Raw genomic sequence first — 13,007 nt, 5'->3', positions numbered from 1 at the left:
AATACGGGCTGGGCGGGCACTGGAGGGAGGGGCGGGGAAATGCCTGTTGAAAACGTAAAAGCTGCCATAAAAGTCAAGGTGTTACCGGCAACTGTTCATCCTCAGTCGTCAATGTGAGTAAAAGCGTAGTGGTGCGCTCGTTTGCGGCCTCATTTTGGTGCGAAAAGTAGCGGTGTGTTACCGCCCCTGTGCATGCCTGGTATTCAGCAACTTAAGTGTGAGACTGGGCAGCGGTTGATGCCGGCACTGACGAAGAACGGTATCCTTGGGCAATGTTTCCGCGTGCGGCGGGACCGTTTTGATGTTGGAGGTTTGCATTGTTTGAGATGGATTCGCGTTTGCAGCAGGATTGCCAGGTCCTTGGGGATTTTCCGCTGTGCCGCCTGTTGTTGAGCAAGGATGCCAATTACCCGTGGTTCATCCTGGTGCCCAAGCGTGCAGGTGTGAGCGAGGTATTCGACTTGAGCCCCCAAGACCAGGCGCAACTGTGGAAGGAAACCACTAGCCTGGCCGAAGCGCTCAAAGATGAGTTTGCAGCAGACAAGATGAACATTGCCACGCTGGGTAATGTGGTCAGCCAACTGCACATGCATGTCATCGTTCGTCGGCGTGATGATGCCGCGTGGCCGGCGCCGGTCTGGGGCAAGGTGGCTGCACTCGAATATACGCAGGAACAGGTCGAGGCTATTGGCCGGCGTTTGCGTGCGCTAGGCCTCGATGGTTATCAGGAGGTCTGAGATGTCTGCCGAGTCGCGCATTGTCGAGTTGGAAACCCGCCAGGCATTCCAGGATGACGCCCTGCAGGCGCTGAATGATGTGGTGGTCGAGCAGGGGCGGGTCATCGAGCGTCTGCAGCTGCAGATGGCTGAATTGATCAAGCGTTATGAAGAGATGGTCGGCCAATATGGCAGCGAGGGGGAGGAGGCGCCGCCGCCTCATTACTGAGCAGAAGCAGCCCCGGGGTGCCCCGGGGCCGGGTGGATCAACGGCGGGTGACCGCGACCACGTCTTCGGCCTGCAGGCCTTTGTCACGATGCATTACCGAGAACTCCACACGCTGGCCTTCGACGAGGATGCGGTGGCCTTCGCCGCGTATGGCACGGAAATGGACAAAGATATCGTCGCCCGAATCACGGGAGATGAAACCAAAGCCCTTGGACGTATTGAACCACTTGACGGTACCGGTATCCCGCTTGCCGGCGTCCAGGGATGCGCTCTGGTTGGCTCGGGCTTTACGGCCGGTGCGGGCAAAGCCGACGGCCAGGTGCAGGACCACAGCGAGCGCTGCGCAGACCAGCGCAGCCAGGTTGCCCATTTCTGGGCGGGCCAGCAGGGTCAGCGTTTGCAGGACCACCGCCACCACCAGTAGCGCGCAGGCCAGGTGTTGTAGCTGTTGGCGGGTGCCTCTGTAATACAGTGGCACAACCGGGGCGAGCAGCAGGTTGAGCAGGCCGAGCAGGGCCAGGTAGACCGCGTCGGGTTGCTGCAGGAAGGGTGTTGCATCGGTTTTCAGGCTGGGTATGAGCGATAGCAGCAATGCCGCAGCGCCCGTCACCAGGTGGACGATCTTGAACATGGGTTGGCTCACAGTTGATAAGGCCGGTCACAGGAAGAGCTGGCAGCACGGTGCGCATGAGGTGTAAAGCGCGAACACGTGTGGGCCAGCCTATGCACCCGGCAATAACAGTCCGCACGGGTGGCACGGTGCCTATTTAACAGCAAAGGCGGGGCCTTCTCAAACCGAAGGCGCTTGGCGGTGATGTGTTGCCTTGGGTCATAGGCGCGTTGCACAAAGAGTTGATACAGTGTGTCAGGCCCGCTTGATCATCAAGCCATATGGAAAAGGGGAACTTCATGGCAATCGATATCGGTATCAGTGAGGAAGATCGCAAGTCCATCGTCGAAGGGCTTTCCCGCCTGTTGTCGGATACCTACGTGCTGTATCTGAAAACCCACAACTTTCATTGGAACGTGACCGGCCCGTCGTTCCGTACCCTGCACCTGATGTTCGAGGAGCAGTACAACGAGCTGGCGCTCGCGGTCGACTCGATTGCCGAGCGAATTCGCGCGCTGGGCTTTCCTGCACCGGGCTCCTACGCCTTTTATGCGCGCCACTCTTCGATCAAGGAGGAGGAGGGTGTGCCTGCAGCGGACGAAATGATTCGCCAGTTGGTGCAGGGGCAGGAGGCGGTGGTGCGGACTGCGCGCAGCATTTTCCCGGTAGTGGACAAAGTCAGTGACGAGCCGACTGCCGACCTGCTGACCCAGCGCATGCAGGTGCATGAAAAGACCGCCTGGATGTTGCGCGTGCTGTTGGACGGCAAATAGCGGCCTGTTGTGTCAGATCGTTGCAAAAGCCCGGTCGCGTCCAGCGCGACCGGGCTTTTTGGTTTCTGCGGGAAGGCTTTGCCGCTGTTGCGCGCCGCCATGCACAGGCTTTATGGGGGCATCGGGAGGCCCTTGGCGGTGGAGGCGACGGGTGGAAGGCAAGGTGCAGGCGAACAAGCGAGAGTGCGGTCACGGGCGCTGGCCGGGCAAACAATGGATCGATCCGTTCAAGGCGGATTTCGACATGCTGCAGATTCAGCCAGTGTCGCGTTCGGTCCGGCTCAACGGTTTTTCCACCTGTCTGCGCCTGGAGGCAGTGTATTGGGGTATCCTCGAGCGCATCGCTCGGGCCAACCAGTGCTCAGTGAGTGCAGTGCTGTCCTATGTGGACCGTGAAGTGCATCTGCGCCAGGGCGGTGTACGCAACTTTAGCGGGCTGATTCGGGTAATCTGTGTGGCCTGGCTGCTTGATCCGCCAAGTATACGCTGATCGCCGGGCGGGCTGCGCAGTGCTTGTTAACCATATATAATCCCGCTTTTTGCTGCCCTGGCAGCCAGCGTTGTGGTTGACGAGAGACGTCCATGCCCCTTTATGACTATCAATGTGCTTCCTGCAATCATCAGATGGAGGTGCTGCAAAAGATCAGCGCCGCCCCACTGACCGACTGTCCGGCTTGCCAAGCGCCGGCATTGAAGAAACTGCTGTCGGTGCCCGGCTTTCGCTTGAGCGGCAACGGCTGGTACGAAACCGACTTCAAGACCGGGGCGAAAAAGAATCTGGCCGGCGGCGACAAGGCCGACTGAGTTGAATTGCAGTAGCCGGGTCTTGCAGTATTAACCCCTCCCGGGGTGGCCAAGGCCTCCACCGAATACACGAATCACGAGAAGCGAACCACCATCATGATGCGCAGCCATTATTGCGGCCAACTGAACGAGAGCCTGGACGGCCAGGAAGTCACCCTTTGCGGCTGGGTCCATCGTCGCCGCGACCACGGCGGGGTGATCTTCCTCGACATCCGTGACCGCGAAGGCATGGCCCAGGTCGTGTTCGACCCGGATCGCGCCGAAACTTTCGCCGCTGCCGACCGCGTGCGCAGCGAATACGTTGTGCAGATTACCGGCAAGGTGCGCAAGCGCCCTGATGGCGCTGTAAATGCCAACATGGCCTCCGGTGCCATCGAAATCCTCGGTTACCAGCTGAACGTGCTTAACGAAGCTGAAACCCCACCGTTCCCCCTGAACGAATACTCCGACGTGGGCGAAGAAACGCGCCTGCGTTATCGCTTCATCGACCTGCGTCGCCCGGAAATGGCCGACAAGCTGCGCCTGCGTTCGCGCATCACCAGCAGCATCCGTCGCTTCCTGGACGAGAACGGCTTCCTCGACGTCGAAACGCCGATCCTCACCCGTGCCACCCCGGAGGGCGCACGCGACTACCTGGTGCCTAGCCGCACCCACGCAGGCAGCTTCTTCGCCCTGCCGCAGTCGCCCCAGTTGTTCAAGCAGCTGCTGATGGTGGCCGGCTTCGATCGCTACTACCAGATCGCCAAGTGCTTCCGTGACGAAGACCTGCGTGCCGACCGCCAGCCGGAATTCACCCAGATCGACATCGAGACCAGTTTCCTCGATGAATCAGAGATCATGGGCCTGACCGAAAGCATGATCCGCAAGCTGTTCAAGGAAGTGCTGGACCTGGAGTTCGGCGAATTCCCGCACATGACCTTCGAAGAGGCCATGCGCCGTTACGGTTCCGACAAGCCAGACCTGCGTATCCCGCTGGAACTGGTCGACGTGGCCGATCAGCTCAAGGATGTCGATTTCAAGGTCTTCGCCGGCCCGGCCAACGACCCGAAATGCCGTGTCACCGCACTGCGTTTGCCAGGCGGCGCTAGCATGCCGCGCAGCAAGATTGACGAGTACACCAAGTTCGTCGGCATCTACGGTGCCAAGGGCCTGGCGTACATCAAGGTCAATGAGCGCGCCAAGGGCGTCGAGGGCCTGCAGTCGCCGATCGTCAAGAACATCCCGGAGGCCAACCTCAATGTGATCCTTGATCGCGTGGGTGCGGTCGACGGTGACATCGTGTTCTTCGGTGCCGACAAAGCCAAGATCGTCAGTGAAGCCCTGGGCGCGCTGCGTATTCGCCTGGGCCACGACTTCGAGCTGCTGACCTGCGAGTGGGCACCGATGTGGGTCGTCGACTTCCCGATGTTCGAAGAAAACGACGACGGCAGCTTCACGGCGCTGCACCACCCGTTCACCGCACCGAAGTGCACCCCGGAAGAACTCGAGGCCAACCCGGCGGGTGCGTTGTCGCGCGCCTACGACATGGTCCTGAACGGCACCGAGCTGGGTGGCGGTTCGATCCGTATCCACCGCAAGGAGATGCAACAGGCGGTGTTCCGCCTGTTGGGTATCGAGGCGGCGGAACAGGAAGAGAAGTTCGGCTTCCTGCTGGATGCCTTGAAGTTCGGCGCACCACCCCACGGTGGCCTGGCCTTCGGCCTGGACCGTCTGGTCATGCTGATGACCGGCGCCCAGTCGATTCGTGAAGTTATCGCCTTCCCGAAAACCCAGAGTGCCGCGTGCGTCATGACCCAGGCCCCAGGCCTGGTCGATGCCAAGGCCCTGCGCGAGCTGCACATCCGTCTGCGCGAACAGACCAAGGTCGAGTAAGCGGACCCCGGGCGCATCCACATGGATGCGCCTTCGCGTTTCGGCGCAGGATTTTTTGTCGTTGCGCCCCGTTTGGGGCGTAACTGTTTGTGTTTCAAGGATTTGGAGTCGTTATGGCTGGTCATTCCAAGTGGGCGAACATCAAGCACCGCAAAGAGCGCCAGGATGCCAAGAGAGGCAAGATCTTCACCAAGTGGATCCGTGAGCTGACGGTTGCCGCCAAGCAAGGGGGTGGCGATCCGGCCTCCAACCCGCGCTTGCGCCTGGCACTGGACAAGGCCCTGGGTGCCAACATGAGCCGCGATATCATCGATCGCGCCGTGGCCCGGGGGGCCGGCACCAATGAAAGCGACAACGTCGAAGAGCTCAGCTATGAGGGTTACGGCCCAGGCGGCGTGGCGATCATGGTCGAGGCCATGACCGATAACCGTAACCGTACAGCCGCTGCCGTGCGTCATGCCTTCACCAAGTGTGGTGGCAACCTCGGTACCGATGGCTCAGTGGCCTACCTGTTCGAGCGCAAGGGGCAGATCAGTTTCGCCCCGGGTGTCGATGAAGATGCGTTGATGGAAGCCGCCATGGAGGCCGATGCCGATGACGTGGTGAGCAATGACGACGGCTCGTTCGACGTCTTCACTTCGTTCAACAGCTTCTATGCCGTGCGTAATGCGCTGGAAGAGGCAGGCTTCAAGGCCGATGACGCGGAAATCGTCATGCAGCCCACCACCAGCGCCGAGCTGGACCAGGAGGGCGCAGAGAAGGTGCTCAAGCTGATTGACATGCTCGAGGACCTGGATGACGTGCAGAACGTCTATTCCAATGCGCAGATTTCCGACGAGATCATGGAAAAACTCGGCTAAGGTGTTCTGGCGGTTCCAGCCAGGCCTGTGAGTTGTTCAGCGTCTGTACCGGCCCTTTCGCGGGACAAGCCCGCTCCCGCCGCTCTCCTGCCAATGTCAGGGAGCTTGTGGGGGCGGGCTTGTCCCACGAAGGGGCCGGTACAGTTTGCAATCACGCATCCCTTTATACGACAGGCGTTATGACTCTGATTCTTGGTATCGACCCCGGCTCGCGAATCACCGGTTACGGTGTGGTTCGCCAGACCGCCCGTGGTTGCGAGTATGTGGCGTCGGGTTGTATCCGTACCGGCAGTGGCGAGTTGCATGAGCGCCTGCAGATTGTTTTTCGCGGTGTCAGTGAAGTCATTGCCCAGCATGGCCCCGTCACCATGGGCATCGAACGCGTGTTCATGGCGCGAAATGCCGATTCTGCGCTAAAGCTCGGCCAGGCCCGCGGCGCGGCGATCGTCGCTGCCGCCGAGGCTGGTCTGGAAATCGCCGAATACAGTGCCAGCCAGGTCAAGCAAGCGGTGGCTGGTACGGGTGGGGCCAACAAGGAGCAGGTGATGCTGATGGTCATGCACCTGCTCAAATTGACCCAGAAGCCGCAGATCGACGCCTCCGATGCCCTGGCCATCGCCCTGTGCCATGCCCATACCCGCTCCAGCCTGGTGCCCCATGGCCTGTCTACGGCACGGCGGCGCGGCGGGCGCTTGCGTCTGTAGGCGCTTCATGCGCTGATACACATTTTGTCCGGGTGAATCGTTCACCCGTTGCATTTGCTGATAGGGTTGAGCGGTCTTTGATCGGCTCCCCGAGAGGAAGGAACGGAACGTGATTGGACGTTTGCGCGGCACCCTGGCGGAAAAACAGCCGCCGCACCTGGTTATTGACGTCAACGGCGTAGGCTATGAGCTTGAAGTGCCCATGACGACCCTGTATCGCCTGCCCAAGGTCGGCGAAACGGTTACCGTGCATACCCACCTTGTGGTGCGCGAAGACGCCCACCTGCTTTACGGTTTCCATGAAAAGCGCGAGCGCGAGCTGTTCCGCGAGCTCATTCGTCTCAATGGCGTCGGGCCCAAGCTGGCGCTGGCCTTGATGTCGGGCCTGGAGGCCGACGAGCTGGTGCGTTGCGTGCAGGCCCAGGACACCTCGGCCCTGGTGCGCGTGCCGGGAGTTGGCAAGAAGACCGCCGAACGCTTGCTGGTCGAGCTCAAGGACCGCTTCAAGGCCTGGGAAACCTCGCCTGCGATGTTCACCTTGGTCTCCGACGGACCTGTACCGGTCAGCAGTACCTCCACGGCCGAAGCCGATGCCGTCAGCGCCCTGGTGTCCCTGGGCTACAAGCCGCAGGAGGCAAGCAAGGCGGTGTCCGCTATCAAGGACAAGGCCGGCTTGAGCAGTGAAGAGCTGATCCGCCGCAGCCTCAAAGGGATGATTACCAAGTGATCGAAGCCGACCGCCTGATCGCCGCCAGTGGCCGCGACCGTGAAGAAGTCCAGGACCGTGCGATCCGCCCGCTGCGCCTGGACGAATACATCGGCCAGCCGGTGGTGCGCGAGCAGATGGCGCTGTTCATTCAGGCCGCCCGCGGTCGCAACGAGTCGCTCGACCACACACTGATCTTTGGCCCACCTGGCTTGGGCAAGACCACCCTGGCCAACATCATCGCCCAGGAAATGGGCGTGTCGGTCAAGAGCACCTCGGGGCCTATCCTCGAGCGGCCGGGCGATCTGGCCGCCATGCTGACCAACCTTGAACCGCATGACGTGTTGTTCATCGACGAAATCCACCGGCTTTCCCCGGTCGTCGAAGAGGTGCTGTACCCAGCCATGGAGGACTTTCAGCTCGATATCATGATCGGCGAGGGGCCTGCAGCCCGTTCCATCAAGCTCGATCTGCCTCCTTTCACCCTGGTGGGGGCGACCACCCGCGCAGGCATGCTGACCAATCCGCTGCGTGACCGTTTCGGTATTGTCCAGCGCCTGGAGTTCTACAGCGACAAGGACCTGGCGACCATCGTCAGCCGTTCCGCTCATATTCTGGGGCTGGTCATCGAGGACCAGGGTGCCTACGAGATCGCCCGCCGTGCCCGTGGCACCCCGCGTATCGCCAATCGCCTGTTGCGGCGGGTACGTGACTACGCCGAGGTGCGTGGCAAGGGGCAGATCACCAAGGCTGTCGCCGACATGGCGCTCAACTTGCTGGACGTCGATGAGCGCGGTTTCGACCACTCTGACCGCCGCCTGCTGCTGACCATGATCGAGAAATTCGATGGCGGCCCGGTGGGGGTGGACAACCTGGCGGCGGCCATCAGCGAGGAACGTCACACCATCGAGGACGTGCTGGAACCCTACCTGATCCAGCAGGGCTACATCATGCGTACGCCACGTGGCCGAGTGGTAACCCGCCACGCCTACCTGCACTTTGGCCTGAATGTGCCAGGGCGCCTGGGCGAGGGGGCAGATTTTTCCGAGGCAGGCGATGAATGACAGATCGAAACCCGCTTTTCGTGGTCCTACCGCTGGCATGCCCCTGGTGCGCTGGCAATACGACATTAATGATTGAAAAACAGTTGCCGCCCCGGATTGGCAAGCTGAGGAGTAAGCACTAGAGTATGCGCGCGCAAAATGGCCTGGAACCGTTCGCACACCGTTGTCGCGTCTATTACGAAGATACCGATGCCGGTGGCGTGGTGTATTACGTCAATTACCTGAAATTCATGGAGCGTGCGCGTACCGAGCGCCTGCGGCACCTGGGGTTTTCCCAGCAGCAGTTGGCGGGGGAGAACCTGTTGTTCGTGGTCCACTCCAGCGAAGCGCGTTATCACGCGCCGGCGCGGCTGGACGATGAACTGCGGGTGACCGCGCAAGTACTTGAACTCAATCGCGCCAGCCTGCGTTTCGTACAGCAGGTCTGGCGGGAAAAGGATGAAACGCTGCTCTGCGAAGGGCAGTTCCTGGTGGCCGCCGTGCGCGCCGACACTTTCAAACCCCGAGCCATACCCCCGGAGCTGCGCGACGCCTTTGTGGCGGACGGCTCGGGTACTCAATCGAATGCAGGAGAATAAGCGTGGAAGCTAACGTCGTCGACCATACCTCCATGTGGAGTCTGGTCAGTAATGCCAGCGTGGTGGTACAGCTGGTAATGCTGACCCTGGTGGCCGCCTCGGTCACTTCATGGATCATGATCTTCCAGCGCAGCACCATGCTGCGCGCCGGTCGTCGTGCGCTGGATGCCTTCGAGGAGCGTTTCTGGTCGGGTATCGACCTGTCCAAACTGTATCGCCAGGCTGGCAGCAACCCTGATCCGGATTCCGGCGTGGAGCAGGTCTTCCGTGCCGGCTTCAAGGAATTCTCGCGCCTGCGCCAGCAGCCGGGGGTGGACCCGGATGCGGTCATGGAAGGCGTAGGCCGTGCCATGCGCGTAGCCATCTCGCGCGAAGAAGAAAAGCTCGAGCAGAGTCTGCCGTTCCTTGCCACCGTCGGTTCGACCAGCCCGTACATCGGCCTGTTCGGTACCGTCTGGGGCATCATGAACTCCTTCCGCGGCCTGGCCAGCGCTCAGCAGGCCACCTTGGCCACTGTGGCGCCGGGCATCGCCGAGGCACTGGTCGCCACTGCAATCGGCCTGTTCGCGGCAATCCCTGCGGTGATCGCCTACAACCGTTTCGCTGCGCGCAGCGAAGTGCTGATCGGTCGTTACTACACCTTCGCCGACGAGTTCCAGGCGATCCTGCACCGCAAAGTGCACACCAGCGAAGAGTAATCAGGTAGAAGCCCATGGCCCGAGTTCGCCACAAACGCAAGCCGGTCGCCGAGATGAACGTGGTGCCCTACATCGACGTGATGCTGGTGCTGCTGGTCATCTTCATGGTGACGGCCCCCATGCTCAACCAGGGCGTGAAGGTCGACCTGCCCAAGGTTTCCAGCGAGGCCTTGCCGCAGGACAACAACGTCCAGATCCTCACCATCTCCATCAAGGCCGACAAGACCTACTACTGGAACCTCGGCAGCGAAGTCGATACCGACAAGCAAATGGACAAGGCCATGACCTTGCCCGAGATGACCAACGCGGTGACCAAGATCATTGCCGCCGGTCGGGACCAGGGCAAGCAGACCCAGGTCTTCATTCGTGGCGACAAGGCCGTCGACTACGGCGCGGTCATGGGTGCCATGGGCGGGTTGCAGAAGGCCGGTGTCGGTAACGTTGGCCTGATTACCGAGGCGCCCTGATGCAACAGCGAGAGCCATCCGCCTCGGAAAGCTACTTCTGGCCCAGTGTCTGGGCCATCGGCCTGCATGTGCTGGTGTTCGCGCTGCTGTTCGTCAGTTTTGCCATGACGCCAGAGCTGCCGCCTTCCAAGCCGATCGTTCAGGCTACGCTGTATCAGCTCAAGTCCAAGAGCCAGGCGACTACCCAGACCAATCAGAAGATTGCCGGGGAAGCGAAGAAAACCGCCTCGCGCCAGACTGAAGTCGAGCAGCTGGAACAGAAGAAGGTCGAGCAGGAAGCCATCAAGGCCGCGGAACAAAAGAAAGCCGACGCCGCTCAAAAGGCCGAGGAAGCTCGCGAAGCCGCCGAGGCCAAGAAAGCCGAGGACGCCGCGAAGGCCGCCGAAGCCAAGAAAGCCGCTGAGGCCAAGAAGGCCGATGAGGCGAAGAAGGCCGCCGAGAAGCAGCAGGCCGACATCGCCAAGAAGAAGGCTGAGGAAGAGGCCAAGAAGCAGGCCGAGGAAGAAGCCAAGAAACAAGCCGCCGAGGACGCCAAGAAAAAGGCAGCCGAAGAGGCGAAGAAGAAAGCAGCCGAGGACGCCAAGAAGAAAGCGGCAGCCGAGGATGCGAAGAAGAAGGCAGCTGAAGAGGCCAAGAAAAAGGCTGCGGCAGACGCCCAGAAGAAGAAGGCACAGGAAGCGGCCCGCAAGTCGGCGGAAGACAAGAAAGCTCAGGCCCTGGCCGAGCTGCTGTCCGACACCACCGAGCGGCAGCAGGCCCTGGCCGACGAGCAGGGTGACCAGGTGGCCGGCGATTTCGACGACCTGATCCGTATGCGCGCGGCCGAAGGCTGGGCACGACCGCCTTCCGCGCGCAAGGGCATGACGGTAGTCCTGCAGATCAACATGCTGCCGGATGGCACCATTACCAACGTCAGTGTGTCGCGCTCCAGTGGCGACGGCCCGTTCGACAGTTCGGCGGTGGCAGCGGTGAAGAACATTGGTCGATTGACCGAAATGCAGGGCTTGAAGCCGAACGAGTTCAATCCGTACCGTTCGTTCAAGATGACATTTACACCTGAGGATCTAGCGTTGTGATTAAACTCCTTCGAGGACTGCTGGTCATGCTGTGCTGCGTGGCAGGCATGGCCATGGCAGAGGAAAAGAACATCCTGGTCACCAGCGGCAGCGATCGGGCCACACCCATCGCGGTAGTGCCGTTCGGTCTGCAGGGTGGCAGTGTGCTGCCGGAAGACATGGCCGACATCATCGGCAACGACCTGCGCAACTCCGGCTATTACTCGCCCATCCCACGGCAGAACATGATCAGCCAGCCAACCCAGGCCAGCGAAGTGATCTTCCGTGACTGGAAAGCCCTGGGCGCCCAGTACGTGATGGTAGGCAGCATCGTGCCTTCCGGCGGCCGCCTGCAGGTGCAGTACGCGCTGTTCAACGTCGCCACCGAGCAGCAAGTGCTGACCGGCAGCGTTGCCGGCAGCGTCGATCAACTGCGCGACATGTCGCACTACATCGCCGACCAATCGTTCGAGAAACTCACCGGCATCAAGGGGGCGTTTTCCACGCGCATGCTGTACGTGACCGCCGAGCGCTTCTCGACCAACAATACCCGTTACACCCTGCAGCGCTCGGACTACGACGGTGCGCGTGCAGTGACCCTGCTGCAATCGCGTGAGCCGATCCTGTCGCCACGCTTCGCGCCGGATGGCAAGCGTATCGCCTATGTATCGTTCGAGCAGAAGCGTCCACGCATCTTCATCCAGCACATCGACACCGGTCGCCGCGAGCAGGTCACCAACTTCGAGGGCCTGAACGGCGCACCAGCCTGGTCGCCGGACGGTTCGCGCCTGGCGTTCGTGTTGTCCAAAGACGGTAACCCGGACATTTACGTGATGAACGTGGCCTCGCGCCAGATCAGCCGCGTCACTGCCGGCCCCGGCATCAACACCGAGCCGTTCTGGGGCAAGGATGGCAACACCCTGTACTTCACCTCCGACCGTGGCGGCAAGCCGCAGATCTACAAACAGTCGGTCAGTGGTGGCAGTGCCGAGCGTGTAACGTTCGTGGGTAACTACAACGCCAACCCTAAACTGTCGGCTGACGAAAAGACGTTGGTGATGATTCATCGCCAGCAGGGCTTCACCAACTTCAAGGTGGCCGCTCAGGACTTGCAACGCGGAAGTGTAAAGATTCTCACGGAAACAAGTCTTGATGAGTCTCCCACTGTTGCGCCAAACGGCACCATGCTAATCTACGCCACCCGCCAGCAGGGCCGGGGAGTCTTGATGCTCGTGTCGCTTAATGGCCGCGTGAGGCTCCCACTTCCTACCGCTCAAGGCGAAGTCAGAGAACCGTCCTGGTCCCCTTACCTGAACTGATTGCGGCGTAATACTTTTGCTTAACACACTGGGGTTTCATTAGGAGTTTCACGATGGAAATGCTGAAGTTTGGTAAATTTGCTGCGCTGGCTCTGGCCATGGCCGTAGCTGTAGGTTGCTCCTCCAAGGGCGGTGACAACGCTGGTGAAGGCGCTGTTGATCCTAACGCTGGCTACGGTGCCAACACGGGTGCTGTCGACGGCTCCCTGAGCGAAGAAGCCGCCCTGCGCGCAATCACCACCTTCTACTTCGAATACGACAGCTCGGACCTGAAGCCAGAAGCCATGCGCGCTCTGGACGTTCACGCCAAGGACCTGAAAGCCAACGGCAACCGCGTTGTTCTGGAAGGTAACACCGACGAGCGCGGCACCCGCGAGTACAACATGGCTCTGGGTGAGCGTCGTGCCAAGGCTGTTCAACGTTACCTGGTTCTGCAGGGCGTTTCCCCTGCTCAGCTGGAACTGGTCTCCTACGGCGAAGAGCGTCCAGTTGCCACCGGCAACGACGAGCAGTCCTGGGCTCAGAACCGTCGCGTAGAACTGCGTAAGTAAG

General features: G+C 60.8%; 17 protein-coding genes. 16 read left to right on the top strand and 1 reads right to left on the bottom strand.

What is annotated here, in order from left to right:
* Window positions 1-317 precede the first annotated feature (317 nt).
* Window positions 318-737, top strand: coding sequence for an HIT domain-containing protein (locus APH34_RS20175; RefSeq protein WP_054902647.1), 420 nt, complete (start codon window positions 318-320; stop codon window positions 735-737).
* Window position 738: 1 nt separating this feature from the next.
* Complete coding sequence (locus APH34_RS20170; protein WP_054902646.1) at window positions 739-945, top strand: SlyX family protein; 207 nt, start codon at window positions 739-741, stop codon at window positions 943-945.
* Window positions 946-982: 37 nt separating this feature from the next.
* On the opposite strand, the gene APH34_RS30215 is transcribed toward APH34_RS20170, so the two are convergent.
* Complete coding sequence (locus APH34_RS30215) at window positions 983-1,576, bottom strand: cold-shock protein (RefSeq protein ID WP_054902645.1); 594 nt, start codon at window positions 1,574-1,576, stop codon at window positions 983-985.
* A gap of 278 nt (window positions 1,577-1,854) precedes the next feature.
* Between APH34_RS30215 and APH34_RS20160 the strand changes: the two genes are divergently transcribed.
* From APH34_RS20160 to pal, 14 genes are all read left to right on the top strand, one after another.
* Window positions 1,855-2,328 (top strand): Dps family protein, encoded by a 474-nt coding sequence (locus tag APH34_RS20160; RefSeq protein ID WP_023381917.1) that lies wholly within the window; start codon window positions 1,855-1,857, stop codon window positions 2,326-2,328.
* 244 nt (window positions 2,329-2,572) lie between these two features.
* On the top strand, window positions 2,573-2,818 hold the full coding sequence (locus APH34_RS20155) for a ribbon-helix-helix domain-containing protein (RefSeq protein ID WP_256215769.1): 246 nt from the start codon (window positions 2,573-2,575) through the stop codon (window positions 2,816-2,818).
* A gap of 92 nt (window positions 2,819-2,910) precedes the next feature.
* Window positions 2,911-3,132, top strand: a complete 222-nt coding sequence (locus APH34_RS20150) for an FmdB family zinc ribbon protein (protein WP_054902643.1) — start codon at window positions 2,911-2,913, stop codon at window positions 3,130-3,132.
* A 96-nt stretch (window positions 3,133-3,228) separates the two neighbouring features.
* On the top strand, window positions 3,229-5,004 hold the full coding sequence (aspS, locus tag APH34_RS20145; protein ID WP_054902660.1) for an aspartate--tRNA ligase: 1,776 nt from the start codon (window positions 3,229-3,231) through the stop codon (window positions 5,002-5,004).
* Window positions 5,005-5,117: 113 nt separating this feature from the next.
* Complete coding sequence (locus tag APH34_RS20140) at window positions 5,118-5,864, top strand: YebC/PmpR family DNA-binding transcriptional regulator (RefSeq protein WP_054902642.1); 747 nt, start codon at window positions 5,118-5,120, stop codon at window positions 5,862-5,864.
* A gap of 179 nt (window positions 5,865-6,043) precedes the next feature.
* Entirely contained in the window at window positions 6,044-6,568 is a 525-nt protein-coding gene (ruvC, locus tag APH34_RS20135; RefSeq protein ID WP_054902641.1) for a crossover junction endodeoxyribonuclease RuvC, read from the top strand.
* Window positions 6,569-6,677: 109 nt separating this feature from the next.
* Window positions 6,678-7,295 carry a Holliday junction branch migration protein RuvA gene (gene ruvA, locus APH34_RS20130; RefSeq protein ID WP_054902640.1) on the top strand — a complete coding sequence of 206 codons (618 nt, stop codon included), beginning with the start codon at window positions 6,678-6,680 and terminating at the stop codon, window positions 7,293-7,295.
* Window positions 7,292-8,338, top strand: a complete 1,047-nt coding sequence (gene ruvB, locus APH34_RS20125) for a Holliday junction branch migration DNA helicase RuvB (RefSeq protein WP_054902639.1) — start codon at window positions 7,292-7,294, stop codon at window positions 8,336-8,338. Before ruvA ends, ruvB begins: the two co-directional genes overlap by 4 nt.
* A 125-nt stretch (window positions 8,339-8,463) precedes the next feature.
* Window positions 8,464-8,916 carry a tol-pal system-associated acyl-CoA thioesterase gene (gene ybgC, locus APH34_RS20120; RefSeq protein ID WP_054902638.1) on the top strand — a complete coding sequence of 151 codons (453 nt, stop codon included), beginning with the start codon at window positions 8,464-8,466 and terminating at the stop codon, window positions 8,914-8,916.
* 2 nt (window positions 8,917-8,918) lie between these two features.
* A complete protein-coding gene (tolQ, locus tag APH34_RS20115; RefSeq protein ID WP_054902637.1) occupies window positions 8,919-9,614 on the top strand; it encodes a protein TolQ in 696 nt (231 codons plus the stop codon).
* A 14-nt stretch (window positions 9,615-9,628) separates the two neighbouring features.
* On the top strand, window positions 9,629-10,081 hold the full coding sequence (gene tolR, locus APH34_RS20110) for a protein TolR (RefSeq protein WP_054890995.1): 453 nt from the start codon (window positions 9,629-9,631) through the stop codon (window positions 10,079-10,081).
* Entirely contained in the window at window positions 10,081-11,157 is a 1,077-nt protein-coding gene (gene tolA / locus APH34_RS20105) for a cell envelope integrity protein TolA (RefSeq protein ID WP_054902636.1), read from the top strand. Before tolR ends, tolA begins: the two co-directional genes overlap by 1 nt.
* 26 nt (window positions 11,158-11,183) lie before the next feature.
* On the top strand, window positions 11,184-12,455 hold the full coding sequence (gene tolB, locus APH34_RS20100; RefSeq protein WP_054902635.1) for a Tol-Pal system beta propeller repeat protein TolB: 1,272 nt from the start codon (window positions 11,184-11,186) through the stop codon (window positions 12,453-12,455).
* A 53-nt stretch (window positions 12,456-12,508) separates the two neighbouring features.
* Window positions 12,509-13,006: a peptidoglycan-associated lipoprotein Pal gene (gene pal / locus APH34_RS20095; protein WP_023381906.1), complete on the top strand. Its 498-nt coding sequence runs from the start codon at window positions 12,509-12,511 to the stop codon at window positions 13,004-13,006.
* The last annotated feature ends 1 nt before the right edge of the window (window position 13,007 follow it).

Origin of the sequence: Pseudomonas sp. NBRC 111131 (assembly GCF_001320525.1) — a bacterium.
Taxonomy (GTDB): Bacteria; Pseudomonadota; Gammaproteobacteria; order Pseudomonadales; family Pseudomonadaceae; genus Aquipseudomonas; species Aquipseudomonas ceruminis.
Note: the sequence above shows the minus strand (reverse complement) of the source record. Positions and strands in the feature narration are given on the sequence as shown.